The sequence below is a fragment of the Phaeovulum veldkampii DSM 11550 genome, from assembly GCF_003034995.1.
Taxonomy (GTDB): domain Bacteria; phylum Pseudomonadota; class Alphaproteobacteria; order Rhodobacterales; family Rhodobacteraceae; genus Phaeovulum; species Phaeovulum veldkampii.
The window spans coordinates 1-13,712 of the sequence record NZ_PZKF01000029.1; the positions used below are offsets into that span (position 1 = coordinate 1).

A 13,712-nucleotide genomic window follows, 5' to 3' on the forward strand; every position below is an offset into this window, starting at 1 on the left:
TTCAGCTAACGCTTACGCACAATCAAGATAACGAAGTAAATTGTCCTCGTCAGCACTTCCGGCCTTCTTGTTTACTGGTAGTTCTCTCTCGTCACCGGTGGCTTCGATCAACGCAGTAAATGAGTGATAGGCGCTTTCCAGAATTTCCAGGCTATCACGAGCCATCAAATCTAAACAATTTCCCAAGTCTATGGCTGCGCCAACAACAAATGGGTCGGTGAAATCGCCTCTTTGAACTTTCCAGTTCGCCCATTCCCAGGCCCTTGCTGGGTCAGATTCCCAAAAATAAATACCAGGGCCGAGCCAGTCGTACTCTCGATCACTCCCATCCATGGGTGCGCCGCTCAGGATCGCCTCACCCACCTTGGCGCTGCAACCATGATAGCCCAATACAAATGAAGTCTGGAGCCGAGCCATTAAGCTGCTACGGGTTCCTTGTACTCAGGCGCAAGCTTCCCGTCCTTGAGGTAGATACCCTCATCAACCAAGGCCTTCTTCGCCTTGGAAGACGATTTTGTAGTTTTCTTGGTATAAGCTTGCAGAGCTTTTTGAATTTCTAGCTTTTTTTCTTTATTCATAACGTGTCCTCCGACATTGCCTCTGTAGCACGAACCGCCACGGCCAGACTAGCAGTTTCTCATCACACTACCTCTTCGGCGACACGTCCTTCATCGCAGCCTGCAGGAGCAGCGCCACGTTCTCAGCGGTGCAGTTGCAGCCCTTTCCGTCCGGGATGCGCGTGGCGGAGATGGGATACTTGGGTCGGCGTGGGTCGATGCCAGCGACGCGGAACCGCTCGCGCCTTGTCGAGAACTCATGGCCGAAGTCATCTGGCGACAGCCCGAACTCTTCGGCAAGCGCCAGTTTGCAAGGCCATCATTGGTAGTCATTGACTACACAGTCGCCACGAGCTACATAAAGCCCTGAAGAAATCGTCTACTCGAAAACCGCTCAGAAGGCGCTTGTGCGAATGCCTCGGAACGGCGTTGTTGCAGAACTCTGTCTTCGAAGGATTCACATCGCGAATCCATGCTGTTAGACGGGGTGCATGAGCAAGCCTGCACCCGCCCGCTACCGCACGACTAACTGGTCCAGCTACACCGCCTCGCTTCGCAAACGCGGGTCCCCGAAAGTCATCGGTAGACCATTGTTCTCCCTGATGCGGGTGGAAATGCCGGCGAGCGCACTAGCGGCCTGGCGCGCAGGGCTTGTGACGCGATCGAGAAGCTCGATCACCAGCTGGGAGGTCAGCGTTGCCATGGGGTCAGGTTCACTTCGGTATTGCGGCGCGTGCCAGACGACGGGCCTCGGCGTGCCAAAGCACCAGCTCTGGCCAGTCCATATCCATCAGATCCGTGATCGACGTGTTCAGCCAGTGGGCAGTTTCGGCTGTGACGGCGCGCCAGTCGCGGATGCCGTGCCCTTTGGGAAAAAACCGGCGATCACCTCGGAGATCGCGGTAAAATCATCCGTATCCATGTCTTCGATCGCCTCGCGCGGCAGGTCGGTCAGAACGGCAGCCATCAGAATGCCCTGTTCCAACTGATCCTCAATCCCGGCCAGGGCATCCTGCAGGGTCTTGAGGTCCTTCACTTTGGGCTTCTTGACGCTGACCTCACTGAGGACCTGATCCCCCAAAGCGATCGGCACCGAAAGCGGCAGCCGTTTATTGTGATGCTGTGCCATGGGCCCTCTCAAAATCCGTTTGGAATGCGCAGGATGTTGCGCTCATCGGCATTCTGGGAGGTGCCATCCACGCGCCAATCTGCGGTGAAAAAATCCCAGTAGAGTTTCTCGACTCCGCCAAAATGCAGCTCGTAATGCAGAATTTCCGAGATCGAATAATCAAAGCCCTGCATTTCGCCGCGCTGGAAGGCTTCGGGGTTGGCCGCCCCAAGCCGGCCTTCAAGCACGGCTTTCGCCTCGATGGCCTCGCCCGTCCGTTTCGAGCGGATCGATCCATAGGCGGTGAATTTCTTGCGCGAGGCCGCCCCCAGCCCAAACTGTGTCAGCAGGTCCGGGTCCCAGCCAGCCAGCTTGAAGCTCGCTTCCAGTTTTTGGATACCAACGGCCACCTCGATCTGCACGCGCGAGCCGCCCGGGTGATAATCCTGAAAGCTTTCCTGCAGATTGGGCAGCTGCAACTCGGTCAGCGTCAGGTGTTTCGAGGCCGTCGGGTCCTCATCGCCGCAAAAGAGGTTTGCGGCTTCCATGATGTAGATATTGCTCATGGGCTTGTCCCCTTATCCCGTAATGGTGCCGACCTGCGCGAGCAGGTCATCCAGCAGCGCATCGAGCGCCGGGCGATAGCGGGCGGATTGAATGCCGAGGTACCGCAGCACCGGCGCCTCTTCCGCGGCAAAGCTCACAGTAAAGCGGCCCTGGCGCAGTTCCTCCGGCGTGTTCTGATCGCGGGTGAACTTCAGCTCGAAGCCCAGAATGTCACCATCGGCCTTGAGGTTCCGAAGCCCCGTTTCCATCGTGTTCAGGATCGCTTGGATGGTTTGGCCGGTGACGTTGAAGCGCCCGAGATAGAAGCGCAGGGTCCGGAGCAGCATCAGATGGATGAAGTCCCGCCCACGGGTGACGTTGTAAAACCGCCAGAGATCATCCTCGCCGGCATTGTCGGTGCCAACGAAGATAAAGCCACCCTGACCGATGGCGCTTTCGACACCCATCTCGCCGCGCAGGATGACGCCGATATTGGCCGAGAGCAGGCGCTGCCCCTCGGTCGCCCCGTCCGTCAGTGAGAAGTTGATGGGGCGCGAGGGTCCCGCAATCCCCTGCACCGGTTGATTTGCCCAGGAGTGGAAGGGGCGGCCCTGTTTTTCATGATCGCGGCGCACGCCTATGCCGATAATGGCCGGCGATGCGGGTTGGACCACACTCACGCCTTCGTCATAGACCTTCACCGCCGGATCGACGGGAATGAGGCGAGACGAGGAGATGGTCTCGCGCCAGTCGATCGCGTCTTGCTCGGAGGTGGCCGGACCGTCGACCACAGTATGGGCGAGGAGCTTTTCGCAGATGGGCGGCAGCGCGGCGCATACTGGGTTGGCCTCGGCCCCTGTGCGCTGGCTGGTGAACCCAGGCGCGCAAAGCAGCCGCGGGATCATGCCAATCTCAGGGCCTGCGCGCAGGAAGGCTGAAAGCCCCGTCAGCGCGCCGTCGCCCACGACATTGGCAATCGTTGCTGCGGCGTCGACACCGTCTTCGACGCGAACCAGGACCACCTTGGCAGCGACCTGGAATTCGCCGAGCTGCGCGTTCAAGAGCACCAGCGCGTCTTTCAGCGTGCCGGCGTCGCCAAGCGCGGTCAGCTTGTCCGCATCGTCGGAATAGAGAAAGACCGGCGTGTCAGTGGGAAACACCGATGCATCCGCATCCGGCGCTGTGCCGATGATGCCGACCACCGACATATCGCTCCAGACCGGTGGGCGCGGCTCATTGTCGATCCGCGTGATCGAAATCCCGAAAGTCGGGTCGGACATGACTGTCCCTCCTCAAAAATGTCAGGGCAAAAGGCGCCGGTCAGTAAGACCCGCCATCGACTGTGGTGATCTGGGCCTGCAACCCATCGAGTGTGCTTTGCAGGTTGGAGACCTGGGCAATGGTGTGCCCATGGCTACTGGCCGCCTTGCTGGCGAGCTGGGCCGTCAGCGTCGGAATATCGCCGATCCCGAGCGCCACCGTGCCGGTTTGGCCATTCACCGAGGACACCGGGCCATTGGCGAGCACGCTTTCGGCCACGGCTGCTGCATCGGCGGCATCTTGAGCGGCCTGCTGGGCCAAAAGCAACGTGTTCGCCACATTGGCGGCGGCCTCGATCAGCGCCGTGGCAAGGCCAGCGCTAGCGGATATCACCCAATCGTCATGCTGAGCGGCCCCGATGTCGCCGTGCATGGCGACAACCTCCCCTGCGAGCCCACCGTTTTCGCGCGCGTAAGCGGCCACCCGGAACACCGCCCAATCGTTCAGGCTGTCGATCCCGCCACGAGAGATCACGACGTAGGGCGTGGGCGCGAAGAGCGCGCGCGCCGGCGTGTCATCGATCTCAAAACTGGTCTCTAGCCCGACCGCAAGCGTCAACGGCGTCGAGGACGTGGCCACAAGAAACCCATTTTCTGCGGCCGCAGATGCTGTGGCCAGCGCAGGGCCCAAGACCTCATTCACCCGGGTCAGCCCGAGCGTGACCAGATTGTCGGTCGCCGTGCCAATCTGCGCGAGCTGCGTGTTCAATTCCGCAAGGCTTTCTGCAATCAGGCGATAGCGGCGGTTGAAGAAATCCCGATCGAGATCCTGATTGTCGCGCACGCGTAGGTCTTCGAACCTCAGCATGACGTCAGCCCTTCTTCAGAGGCTCGGATGTGGCGATAGCCTCAGGGTGCTCTGCGGACAGGCCGTCGAAGATTGCCGCGGTGACGGTGTAGCGCGCGCCCGGCCGAAACCGGGCACCGGCGAATTCAAGGGGACGGTTCACCGTCACCCGGTAGTGGGTCGGTTTGGAGGCCATGAGTTGATTTTCCTTGATGGGATTAGCTTTGCGCGTATCGTCGATCAGGAACGCCTGCGCTTTCGGCCGATCGCCAAGGTGAATGGCCGCCGTGGGTTTGGGCGCCAGCACCACCTCGTCATAGGAAATTGCGTCGAAGGCTCCAACGCGTTCTGGGGTCACCGTGCGAACCGTCAGATCAGTCTCCGCGCCGCGGTCGTAGAGTTTTGCTGTGCGGATATATTTGGTCTCAGCAATCGAGACCGGATTATTGGGCCCCGCGAAAGCCGTGCCCGGGCCGTCTGGTGCCGACAAAAACCGGGTGTTCCGGCCGGAAACACCCCGGGCAATAAAGGGATAGATCCGAAGTTGCGCGAAGCGATCGAGATAGGCCCCGCGTTCCGCCTCGGTCAGCGCCTTGGACAGATAGGTCTTGGCTGGCGGCACGATAAACCGTCGCGCTTCCGCGCCCATGACCGCAAGCGCCTCCGCGATGGCGGTTTGGGTGCCCTTGATGGCATGGAATGGCAGTGAACGTGCGGTGCGCGCGCGTTTTTTCTGCTCCGGCCAGTCCTTATCCCAGAGATCCACCGACAGCCCCCAGGCGAGCCAAGGCAGATGGGATGCTGGCACCGCCGCAGGTTGGACCAGTTCATGCAGGCCGATGGGCAGATCAGCGATGCGCGCGCCGGTGAGGTCAGCGGCCTCCTCGAAGGAAGTCCGGTTGTCGGGCAGCAGGGTTTCTTGGGTCATCGTGCCGCCTCCGGATATTTCAAGTTAGGTCGGCATCCTGTGCTTTGCTGTTGGCGCCATGCAGAGCTACACTCTGAGGCAAAGGGGTTTGGCCATGACGACTTCAACAACGCTGTCACCGGACTTTGAAATCACGCTGCCACGTGATCTTTGCGTGCGACGTGGATGGGTTCCTGGCCAGGATTTCATTCTCCTGCCCAAGCCGAGTGGTGTGCTTATTCTTCCCGTCTCAAGCCTAGACGAGCTGAAAGGAATAGCGACAGGCGCATCAGCCCGCGATTTCCGTGAAAGGTGATCTACGCGTCGCGCAGATCCGCGACCGTTATGTTGATGGCCTCGACGGCGTAGACCTCGGTCGGCCCCAGAACGATATCTGCAGAAGGCGAAAGCAAATCCACTGAATGCACGCCCTCCTGGTGCAGTTTCGAGAAGATGGCTGATCGACGCAGGTTCATCCCCAGCATGCGGTTTGCTTCCACCCAATCGGTCAGCGCTGTGACGGCGCGATCGCGCACCAGATTGCCATCGGGCCCCGGATATAGCGTCAGTGTTGCCGTGATGGTCACCGGATGCACCCCGGGTCCGAGCACCTCAACCATATCGGTAAGCGGCCGGACGTCGTTGTCGATCAGCGAAAGGCGCACGGCTTCGCGTTCCTCGAGGCTAGGCATGGGATCATCGCCCGCGCGCAACATGGTCACCCGGACGCGACCCGGCGTCGTCATGATCGCACTCGCATCCCGCGCCCATGGGGCGGCACCAAGGGCATGATAGACGTAGGCCCCCTCGGGTCCCGCGACCGAAAAAGCATCAGGCGCCAGCTGCACCCGGCGGCGCAGGCGCGCGTCATCTTCGGCAACCAGCGCCCCGGTTTCGTCATCGATCTGCATTCGGGCTGTCGCAAAGAGTGCGGCCAGATGATCGAGGTTCGTGCCATAAGCCGAGGCCAACAGCACAGACCGGGCGGCGTCATTGATCCGCGCGCGCAGAAGCAGTTCCCGATAGGCAAAGGCCTCAATCAGTTTGCGCGCGGGCTCGCTTTCGAGATCGATGACGCCGGCAATGTCGGGAAACCGCACGACCAAATCATCGCGCATGTCTCTGACGATGGTCTCATAGTCCAGCGTCTCGATCACATCGGGCGGCGGCAAACCGGCCAGATTGATGGCGGTGAAACGGCTCATGCCAGGGCCTCGCGTGTTTCGATCAGGACGCCATCGGGGTTGGCATAGGCATCGATGCGGCGCGCGCCCTCCACGGTGTAGTCGCCAAACATCGCCCGGGGGCGGTATTCGCCCTCGAGAAAGACGTGCAAGGCGCCCGCGCGCGTGACCTCGACGACCTGAATGCGCGTCACCCGGTAGCGCGGCTCGAATTGCTCGATGGCCGAGGTCACCGCCGCGAAAAACGGCGTGACTTCGTTTGGGCTGATCGTGCGCCCCATCAGATGCGGCACGAAAGAACCATACCATTCCCGCATCACCCGGCTGCCAAACCGTGTGGTGAAGATATCCTGAAGGCTTTGCACCACATGCGGCCAGCCCTCCAAGAGGCGGCCTGTCGCGGCATTCAGCCCGGCCGACGGATTCGAAGAGCGGTTTACCATAGTGCTGCGTTACTCCGTGGCCTCGGGCGCATCAGGTTTTGCCGCAGCTTTTTCGGATTTCGTGGCTTTGGCAGCGGGTTTGATATCCAGCGCGCGCAGAGAACCGAGGCGGACCTCGTGTTCGGCCTGTTTTTCGGTGAGGGTCAGGATCGTACCTACGCCAGTATTGGTTTGGCCTGCCACAAAGCGGCCGGCGGTTTCGGTGATGGCGTAGCGTGGCATTGGATTGTCCTTGTCAGTTTGCGGGCGCGCCGGTGACCGAAGGTCCGGACCGCACGCCGCTGTGGATGTGGCTGTCGCCAATATTCTTGCCGTTGTGCCGGACCTCACCGCCGGTGATTTCAACGTTGGCGCCGTCAACCTTGAAACGCACCCCACCCACGGCGATCTCGAGGTAATCCTCGGCCAGGGTTAGCGTGACATTGCCAAAGTTCAGAACATTCTGATCGGCCGCCATCGAGGGCGACGGGTTGGAACTCGAATGGGTCAAAGGCACGGCCACCGCCTGCTGAAAATCGCCATTCGGCGACATCGCGGTGAACTGCTGCCCAACGCTGGGTGGTGTGTGGACCCGCAGGGCGCCTGAGAACTGCGCGTACGGGATCCACGGAGAGAGAAACCGCCCCTCGGTCCCATGCGCAGGTCCAAAGTCTAGCCGGATTCGTTGCGTGTTTGTATCAACCTCGGCCACGGTGCCGTGCCGCATCATGCCTGAGAACCGGCGTTCCAATTCCGCGATACGCGCGGCCAATTCCACCAATTCGCGGATCGCCATGTCATAATGCCTCTGCCGCGGTCATTGTTGCATCGATCACCGTGACGCGCTCGCCTTCCTCGTCGAAGATGACCGCATCCAGGGTCACGGGATCACCTTGGGCATCGAGCGTGGGCAAAACGCCCAGCTGATCCATGACCTCTAGCGACACACCCAGCATCTGCGCTGTGCGCGCCCAATCGGGGACATCCTCGCCCTCGATCTGCTCGCGCAGCATGGCCGCGATCGGCGCCAAGCTCTGATCCGCTGCCATCAGCGCCAGGACCTCGCCCCAGGCGGTGCCCAGCAGAATGTCCGCCCCCACCGCAGGCGTGTCGACCAGATCGCAGGTCAGGACCAGTTGCCGGGCGGCAAAGCGCACACCGTTTTCCGATGACGCCCCGCGGCGAGAAAGCCGCCGGGTCACGCGTGGCACCAGCTTCAGCCAGGCCCGCGTCCAGGAGTTGTCATCGCGGGTCAGCGCGGTGAGGACTTGGTGCTCCATCATATCAAGCGTCAGTTCCATCCCCTCATCCGTATGCGGAATAGCGATGGTGATCTGGCCGCCCTGACCATCGCGTGCTGGCACCTCGACCCTTGTCGCGATGGCGAGCTCGATCACCAGATCACAGCGCTGCGCGTCGCCCGCGAGATCGCGACCGGTGATGTCTGCTTCGTGCTCATCCGTGGTCAGCACCAAAAGCGGCTGGCGGTTTTCGGCGATGGTCTGATCGATTGGGTCGACCGCGCTGTCGAACACCCGGGCGCCCGCCAAGGTGCGATCCCGCAGCGCACGAGCCGCAGCCAGCCGCATGACAAGGCGTGTCAGGCTCATGCGATTTCATCCTCTTGGACAAGGATCAGGGTCAAGTCGCCCAGATCCGAGGTGGTGACCCTTGAAATCGCATAGCTCGGCTGCCCGCTGCGTGCCGTCAGGACCACCACATCGCCGGTGATCGGCAGCCAGGGCAGCTGATCGATCTGTGGCTTGGCGATCCAGAACTCAGCGGCGGCGGTGGACAGCTTGGTCATGCCCGACATTTGCCCACCACGCGCTTGGCCGCGCAGGTCATCCTGCGCAGGGCCAGCTGAGAAGATGCCATAGGTTATTGTCTCGGGGCGGTCTGGATCGGCGGTGCGTTCCGCGTATTGCTTGGACACACGCGGGCGCAGAAGGGCCGGTTCGGCGAAAACGCCCTTGACTGCTGCGCTAGTGTGCGCATCCAAGTCATTGAAAAGAGACATGATATCACCGCCACAAGGAAATGCAGATGGAAGACACGTCCATCAGAACCGCCGAGGAGCATCGACAGGCCCTTCAGCAGATCGAACGACTATGGCACGCCGCCCCCGGTTCACCCGACGAAGTCAGACTTGAAAAATTGGTGGCCGCGGTGGAAGTCTATGAAGCGCGGAGTGTCAGCGGATGGGACGATAAGCAGACCCAAGGCTGACAGCCGCCGTCAGACCTTACTGGTTCGGCAGACCCCGAGTTTAAAGCCAAGGGCTCTGACTACCGTCAATACCAGTGAAAATGGCGGGTCATTCCCATCACGAAATGCCTCAAGCAACGCAGTAGGCTCTATGCCAACTTGCGCGGCTATGCCTTCGGGGCCGCGTGCTCGGATTACGTCACCGATGGCGCCAATGATCACCAGAGCGTCCCCATCATCGAATGCAGCTTCCAAATACGCGTCCTGCTCGACACGCGTCTGAAGATGTTCCTGAATATCCCAATCCGTGATTTCGTGAGGCATATTTATGCTTTCTGCGATGCGGCCAGCATAACGTTGCTCTGGATGTCATTCCAACGCAACGCCTCTTCCGGTTCTGCTGGATTACGTCCGCTTGCCCGGGATCAGGACCCGCGGGCGCGTGCAGTAATGCAGCGCGTTCATCTGGAACTCGAGGTTCACGCCCTTGCCGTTCTGCATTTCCCACTGCTTGCCGTAAAGACGCTGGCCGGGGGTATTGACCGTTTCGATGTAGTCCGCCGGCGCATAGACGGTGCGGAAGAGTCCGGGCACGCCCGAGGGCACGAGGTGGCACTTATCGGTGTCAATGCCGACATTCTGGCCGCCGCGATAGTTCATCCAGGTGATGCCGCCGAACTCGAAGGCGCCGTAGATGCCGGAATTGCCCGAGTTGATATAGGCGTTCCGGAGCGACGCCGCGTCCGCATAACCCTTATAGGTCTCACGCACTTCTTGGTGGGCGATTAGATCGTCGAAGAAGGCATCGCCACAGAGCGCCATGATGCCTGTGTAAGGTAGACCATCCAGAATGCCGGCCATCTGGCGGATGACACCGGCGCATTTCTTGCGGAGCGCACCGTCCGCGGCGCTGGCATTGTCGAGGTCAAAATCGACCACCGCCTGCTGGCTTTCGCCAAACTCGGTGAAATAATCAAACAGTACCGAACCGTCAGCATCGAGAAGCTGGCCGGTCTTGAGAATGTTCAGCCGGTGGTATTCTTCCGTGAGCGCGAAGAACTGGCTCGCTTCCGCCGCGCGATCCGCGATCTTCTGCTGCAACCGCTCGACAGCCACTTCCTGGCCGAAGGCGCGGACCTGCTGCACCTCGTCGGCATAGATCGCGTCGTCCACCTGAAAATGCGGCACCTTGAGCATGCGCACGGCGCGCTTTGATTTATCGAAGGTCTGGCCAGGCCCACCGCGCGGGCTCGCGGAGACCAACATGCGGTTTTGTTCTTTGTCCTTCTCGATCGCGATATCCAGCGTATCGATGCTGGTGGTCTGGAACAGCCCCATCTGCCCGATGCGGGACGGGGTATATTTGATCTCACGAAGCGCGTCCGTGAGGCGCATGACGCTGAAGGCGTCCTGACTGAAGATGTTGAGGATCGACATGGGAGGTCCTTTATTGCGTCGGCGCGCCAGCGACTGGCCACGCGGGATCACCCCGCTGTCCGAGGGCGCGGGAGATCGCTTTGGTTGAGTGGACGACGTTTTCGCCTTGCCTTGCCGGCTTAGCCGCACCACCGTTGCCACATGCAAAAAACGATGAAATATCGAGGGTATCAGGCCGAAGTCTCCGAAGAGGCAGGGCTACTGGTAGGGCACATCTCTGGAATTCGAGACCGGGTTGGCTTTCATGCGGAGAGTGTTGAGGCGTTGCGCGAAGCCTTCAAAGAAGCGGTGGACGATTATCTAGAGGTCTGCCAGGTGGTCGGTAAGGAACCAGCCAGGCCTGACCCATAATCGCAAGATGGGGTAAACTTACCGCACGACGATCCCGACGACCGCCAAGTCAGCTTGAGCTGCTGCCTTTTCTGCCGCCTGATCGCGGTCCGGATGGTAGGTCAAAACCTTGCCGTTGACCTCAGCATCTCGGGTGATGGCGGCAACCGCAACATCACTAGCAGTGGCATCGCAGCCGTAGAGGGCGATCGCCACGGCCATCTGGCTGCCATCGGTCGCGCCTACTGCGCTCGTCACATATTTCCCGCTGGCGGTGATTTTGCCGAGCACAGTGCCCGGGGCGATGATGCCTGCGCCGCTGGCGATGGTGATGTTTTCCCGAGAGCGCTGGCCATTAGCCTCAGTCATCAGGAATTCGCCGGGATGCCGGCCTTCAATGAGAACGGTCATGGACGGTCTCTCCTATTCAGCTGAAGCGCGCATTGGCTTGGGTGATGGCTTTTGCCCACCCGGCCGCATTGCGTTCAGACCGGTTGAGATGATCGGCCGGAGTTTCGGCGCCGAGTTCGGCCTCTTGCGCGGCCCGGTCAGCGATGGAGGCGGACGTACTGGCTTTCGGCGATGCTGCCAGCACCTTGGCTGCGTCGCCTGCCGACATCTCTGTCTCGAGCGCCAGCACCAGCGCCTGGGCCTCGCGGCCATCCGTTTCCGGCGCCGTCAGAATGGATTTGATCCGCGCTGTGGCCTCCGCCTTGCCGGCGGTGACGCCAGCCGCATGGGCTTCCGTCCGGGCCGCATCGACAGCCCCCTGCAGATCAGCGGGGCTGATGGCAGAGACATCGCCCTGCGGCGCCTCACTTTGGGTGGTTTTGGTCATAGGTCCTCCATTTCTCTGGGGGCTTGCCCCGGAGGGCGGTTGCGAGAGCGCGGCGATCACCTCATCAAGGCTTGCCATGCGATCGGCGAGGCCCTGGGCGATGGCATCGGCGCCAAGATAGGTGCGGGCTTCTGTCGCCCGGATCGCCTCGGCACTGACCCGGCCCGCGCGGCCCTCGGCCACGAGGCCGACGAACTGATCGTAAATTTTCATCACCTCGGCCTGCAGGTCGGCGCGGACGGCGTCTGACAGCGGCCCAAACGGGTGGCCGTCGACCTTATGCGCGCCTGCGTGAATGAGCGTCGGCTTTACACCCCGATCCTCGAGCTCGCCCGATCGATCGAGGTGGGTCAGCACAACGCCGATCGAGCCGACCATCGAGGTGGGCGAAACGATGATTTCACTGGCCGCACTGGCAATGCCGTAGGCCGCGGAGACCGACACATCGTTCACGAAAGCTACGACCGGCTTGGTCTTGTTGACCGCACTGACCAGCTTGGCCGTGGCGAACATGCCCGTGGCCTCACCCCCAGGACTGTCGATATCCAAGAGCACCGCTCGCACATCCGGGTCGGCTTCCGCCTCGCGCAGCTGCGCGGCAATCCCCTCATAGGAGACGAGGCCGGAACTCGCCCCGATCCAGGCGCCGCGGTTCACCAGGCTGCCCACAATCGGCAGGATGGCGACCCCGTTTTCCACGCGCATAGACCCGACACCGCCATTGTCGCGCCGATATGTGCCAACGAACCGGTTGGTCTCGGGCGTGACCGTTTGCAGCGGCTCAATGCCAATCCGTCCTTGCAGCACATGCAAGATCAGATCAGCCTTGTCCGGGTGCAAAAGCAGTGGTCGGTTCAGAACGCGGCCCGCAATCTGCGCCAGGGACGGTCCCGCTTCAGCGACGGCCGTCTGTTTGATATCGGGCTGTTCCGTCACCTCACCCCTCCTGTTCCAAGCGCAAAACGTCGTGGGCCGCGCCCCTGCAACTGTGCGCATTGCTCTTCAAAGCTGCGGATAACAGACAAAAGCCGATCGGGATGCGCCCGGTGGTATGTTACCGCGCGTTCCACACCGTTTGATCCGGCCCGAAAGCGCACCTCCATACCCCGCAACCATCTCGATATAGGCCTCCATCGGCGAGATACCTTGCGCCAACATCTGCGCCTGTTCCTGGGGCGTCAGCAGCCCCTGGAGCACCTGCTCGGTTGGCTCGTCCGAGGTGATCGTCACCGCAAACAGCGTCTGCACGATTGCTGCCATCAGCGTGGCATCGGCCAGCTGATCGAACTGACGGGCCACCTGTAGTGCTGGCACCAGCGGAGAAATCCCCCGATGCGTGCCGGGTGCGCCCTCAAAAATGTGGATCACACGCAGCCGTCCCGCAGCATCCCGGGCGCGCACGTCATATTCCACGTCGTGTTTGAACAGGTCCTTGCGAATGGCGCGGTAGCCCACGGGCATGCCATCGGCGTCCGTATAGACCCCGTTGATCAGCCGCCGCATGCTTTCGGTCTTGCGCGACAGGCGATGTGGCGGCAGCAGGCGCACTTTCGTGCCGTAGCGGTTCCACGGTCGCTTGCGCCAGGGGAGCTCAGCCAAGATTTCGCCGGTGATGAGCCAGGAGCGGAAGGCCGCCGCCTGCATTTGCCCGAACGTGCGAAGGCCTTGGATATCGCATTCCTGGGCATTGCGCGCCCAAAGCTCGAAGCGGCGCTCCACCGTCTTGGCCCAATCAGACGCTTGGGCTGGTGTCATGCCAAAAGTCTCGTTCTCTGGCAGCGCTTTCAGCTGCAGCCCCGTGCCCACGGTATTGGCCACGCATTGCTCCAACGCGCCTGCAAGCCAGCCGCTGTTGTGCAGAAGGTCGTTGACCCGCGCGGCAGCATCGTCCCAGGCTTCGCCGATATCGTCCTGCGCCTCGCGCAGGGCCGGCTTCCAACCGGCAAAGGTCACGCCCCGTCCGCCCCGCATGTATTTGCCCGAGGGTCTGGGGAGGCTCATCCCCTCCGGCCCTGCCGCCGGAGGCAGCGCCTCGGCCAGCAGATCTTTCAACTTTGCGATCACAGACA

The 13,712-nt window shown here is 61.4% G+C and carries 19 protein-coding genes; 1 reads left to right on the forward strand and 18 read right to left on the reverse strand.

Features of this window, described 5'->3' with window-relative positions; translation table 11 throughout:
• Nucleotides 1–12 precede the first annotated feature (12 nt).
• The 13 genes from C5F46_RS16455 to C5F46_RS11905 form a co-directional block, all read right to left on the reverse strand.
• Nucleotides 13–363, reverse strand: a complete 351-nt coding sequence (locus C5F46_RS16455) for a hypothetical protein (RefSeq protein WP_133618568.1) — start codon at nt 361–363, stop codon at nt 13–15.
• Nucleotides 364–416: 53 nt separating this feature from the next.
• Complete coding sequence (locus C5F46_RS16670; protein ID WP_168796889.1) at nt 417–578, reverse strand: hypothetical protein; 162 nt, start codon at nt 576–578, stop codon at nt 417–419.
• Between the two features lie 790 nt (nt 579–1,368).
• Nucleotides 1,369–1,686 carry a phage tail assembly protein gene (locus C5F46_RS11855; RefSeq protein WP_107325562.1) on the reverse strand — a complete coding sequence of 106 codons (318 nt, stop codon included), beginning with the start codon at nt 1,684–1,686 and terminating at the stop codon, nt 1,369–1,371.
• An 8-nt stretch (nt 1,687–1,694) separates the two neighbouring features.
• Nucleotides 1,695–2,231, reverse strand: a complete 537-nt coding sequence (locus C5F46_RS11860; protein ID WP_093321578.1) for a phage major tail tube protein — start codon at nt 2,229–2,231, stop codon at nt 1,695–1,697.
• Nucleotides 2,232–2,243: 12 nt separating this feature from the next.
• Complete coding sequence (locus tag C5F46_RS11865; protein ID WP_107325563.1) at nt 2,244–3,491, reverse strand: phage tail sheath family protein; 1,248 nt, start codon at nt 3,489–3,491, stop codon at nt 2,244–2,246.
• A gap of 40 nt (nt 3,492–3,531) precedes the next feature.
• Nucleotides 3,532–4,338, reverse strand: a complete 807-nt coding sequence (locus tag C5F46_RS11870) for a phage tail fiber repeat family protein (protein WP_107325564.1) — start codon at nt 4,336–4,338, stop codon at nt 3,532–3,534.
• A gap of 4 nt (nt 4,339–4,342) precedes the next feature.
• Nucleotides 4,343–5,245, reverse strand: a complete 903-nt coding sequence (locus C5F46_RS11875) for a phage tail protein I (protein WP_107325565.1) — start codon at nt 5,243–5,245, stop codon at nt 4,343–4,345.
• A gap of 296 nt (nt 5,246–5,541) precedes the next feature.
• On the reverse strand, nt 5,542–6,429 hold the full coding sequence (locus C5F46_RS11880) for a baseplate assembly protein (RefSeq protein WP_107325566.1): 888 nt from the start codon (nt 6,427–6,429) through the stop codon (nt 5,542–5,544).
• Nucleotides 6,426–6,851, reverse strand: a complete 426-nt coding sequence (locus C5F46_RS11885; protein ID WP_107325567.1) for a GPW/gp25 family protein — start codon at nt 6,849–6,851, stop codon at nt 6,426–6,428. The genes C5F46_RS11880 and C5F46_RS11885 overlap by 4 nt, the downstream gene beginning before the upstream one ends.
• A gap of 9 nt (nt 6,852–6,860) precedes the next feature.
• Nucleotides 6,861–7,073, reverse strand: a complete 213-nt coding sequence (locus tag C5F46_RS11890) for a hypothetical protein (protein WP_107325568.1) — start codon at nt 7,071–7,073, stop codon at nt 6,861–6,863.
• 13 nt (nt 7,074–7,086) lie between these two features.
• Nucleotides 7,087–7,626: a phage baseplate assembly protein V gene (locus tag C5F46_RS11895; protein ID WP_201161517.1), complete on the reverse strand. Its 540-nt coding sequence runs from the start codon at nt 7,624–7,626 to the stop codon at nt 7,087–7,089.
• Between the two features lies 1 nt (nt 7,627).
• Nucleotides 7,628–8,440 (reverse strand): hypothetical protein, encoded by an 813-nt coding sequence (locus tag C5F46_RS11900; protein WP_107325569.1) that lies wholly within the window; start codon nt 8,438–8,440, stop codon nt 7,628–7,630.
• The gene (locus C5F46_RS11905; RefSeq protein WP_133618566.1) at nt 8,437–8,766 is read right to left on the reverse strand and encodes a hypothetical protein; all 330 of its coding nucleotides are present in this window, start codon (nt 8,764–8,766) and stop codon (nt 8,437–8,439) included. Before C5F46_RS11905 ends, C5F46_RS11900 begins: the two co-directional genes overlap by 4 nt.
• A gap of 110 nt (nt 8,767–8,876) precedes the next feature.
• Here C5F46_RS11905 and C5F46_RS11910 point away from each other — a divergent pair, with 110 nt between their 5' ends.
• Complete coding sequence (locus C5F46_RS11910) at nt 8,877–9,059, forward strand: hypothetical protein (protein ID WP_133618564.1); 183 nt, start codon at nt 8,877–8,879, stop codon at nt 9,057–9,059.
• A gap of 9 nt (nt 9,060–9,068) precedes the next feature.
• Here C5F46_RS11910 and C5F46_RS11915 read toward each other — a convergent pair whose 3' ends face one another.
• The 5 genes from C5F46_RS11915 to C5F46_RS11940 form a co-directional block, all read right to left on the reverse strand.
• Entirely contained in the window at nt 9,069–9,362 is a 294-nt protein-coding gene (locus tag C5F46_RS11915) for an addiction module antidote protein (protein ID WP_107325572.1), read from the reverse strand.
• Nucleotides 9,363–9,443: 81 nt separating this feature from the next.
• Nucleotides 9,444–10,475 carry a major capsid protein gene (locus C5F46_RS11920; RefSeq protein ID WP_207186752.1) on the reverse strand — a complete coding sequence of 344 codons (1,032 nt, stop codon included), beginning with the start codon at nt 10,473–10,475 and terminating at the stop codon, nt 9,444–9,446.
• Nucleotides 10,476–10,844: 369 nt separating this feature from the next.
• Nucleotides 10,845–11,216, reverse strand: coding sequence for a head decoration protein (locus tag C5F46_RS11930; RefSeq protein ID WP_107325573.1), 372 nt, complete (start codon nt 11,214–11,216; stop codon nt 10,845–10,847).
• A gap of 16 nt (nt 11,217–11,232) precedes the next feature.
• Nucleotides 11,233–12,579, reverse strand: coding sequence for a S49 family peptidase (locus C5F46_RS11935; protein ID WP_168796888.1), 1,347 nt, complete (start codon nt 12,577–12,579; stop codon nt 11,233–11,235).
• A 66-nt stretch (nt 12,580–12,645) separates the two neighbouring features.
• Entirely contained in the window at nt 12,646–13,695 is a 1,050-nt protein-coding gene (locus C5F46_RS11940; protein ID WP_168796887.1) for a phage portal protein, read from the reverse strand.
• Nucleotides 13,696–13,712 lie beyond the last annotated feature (17 nt).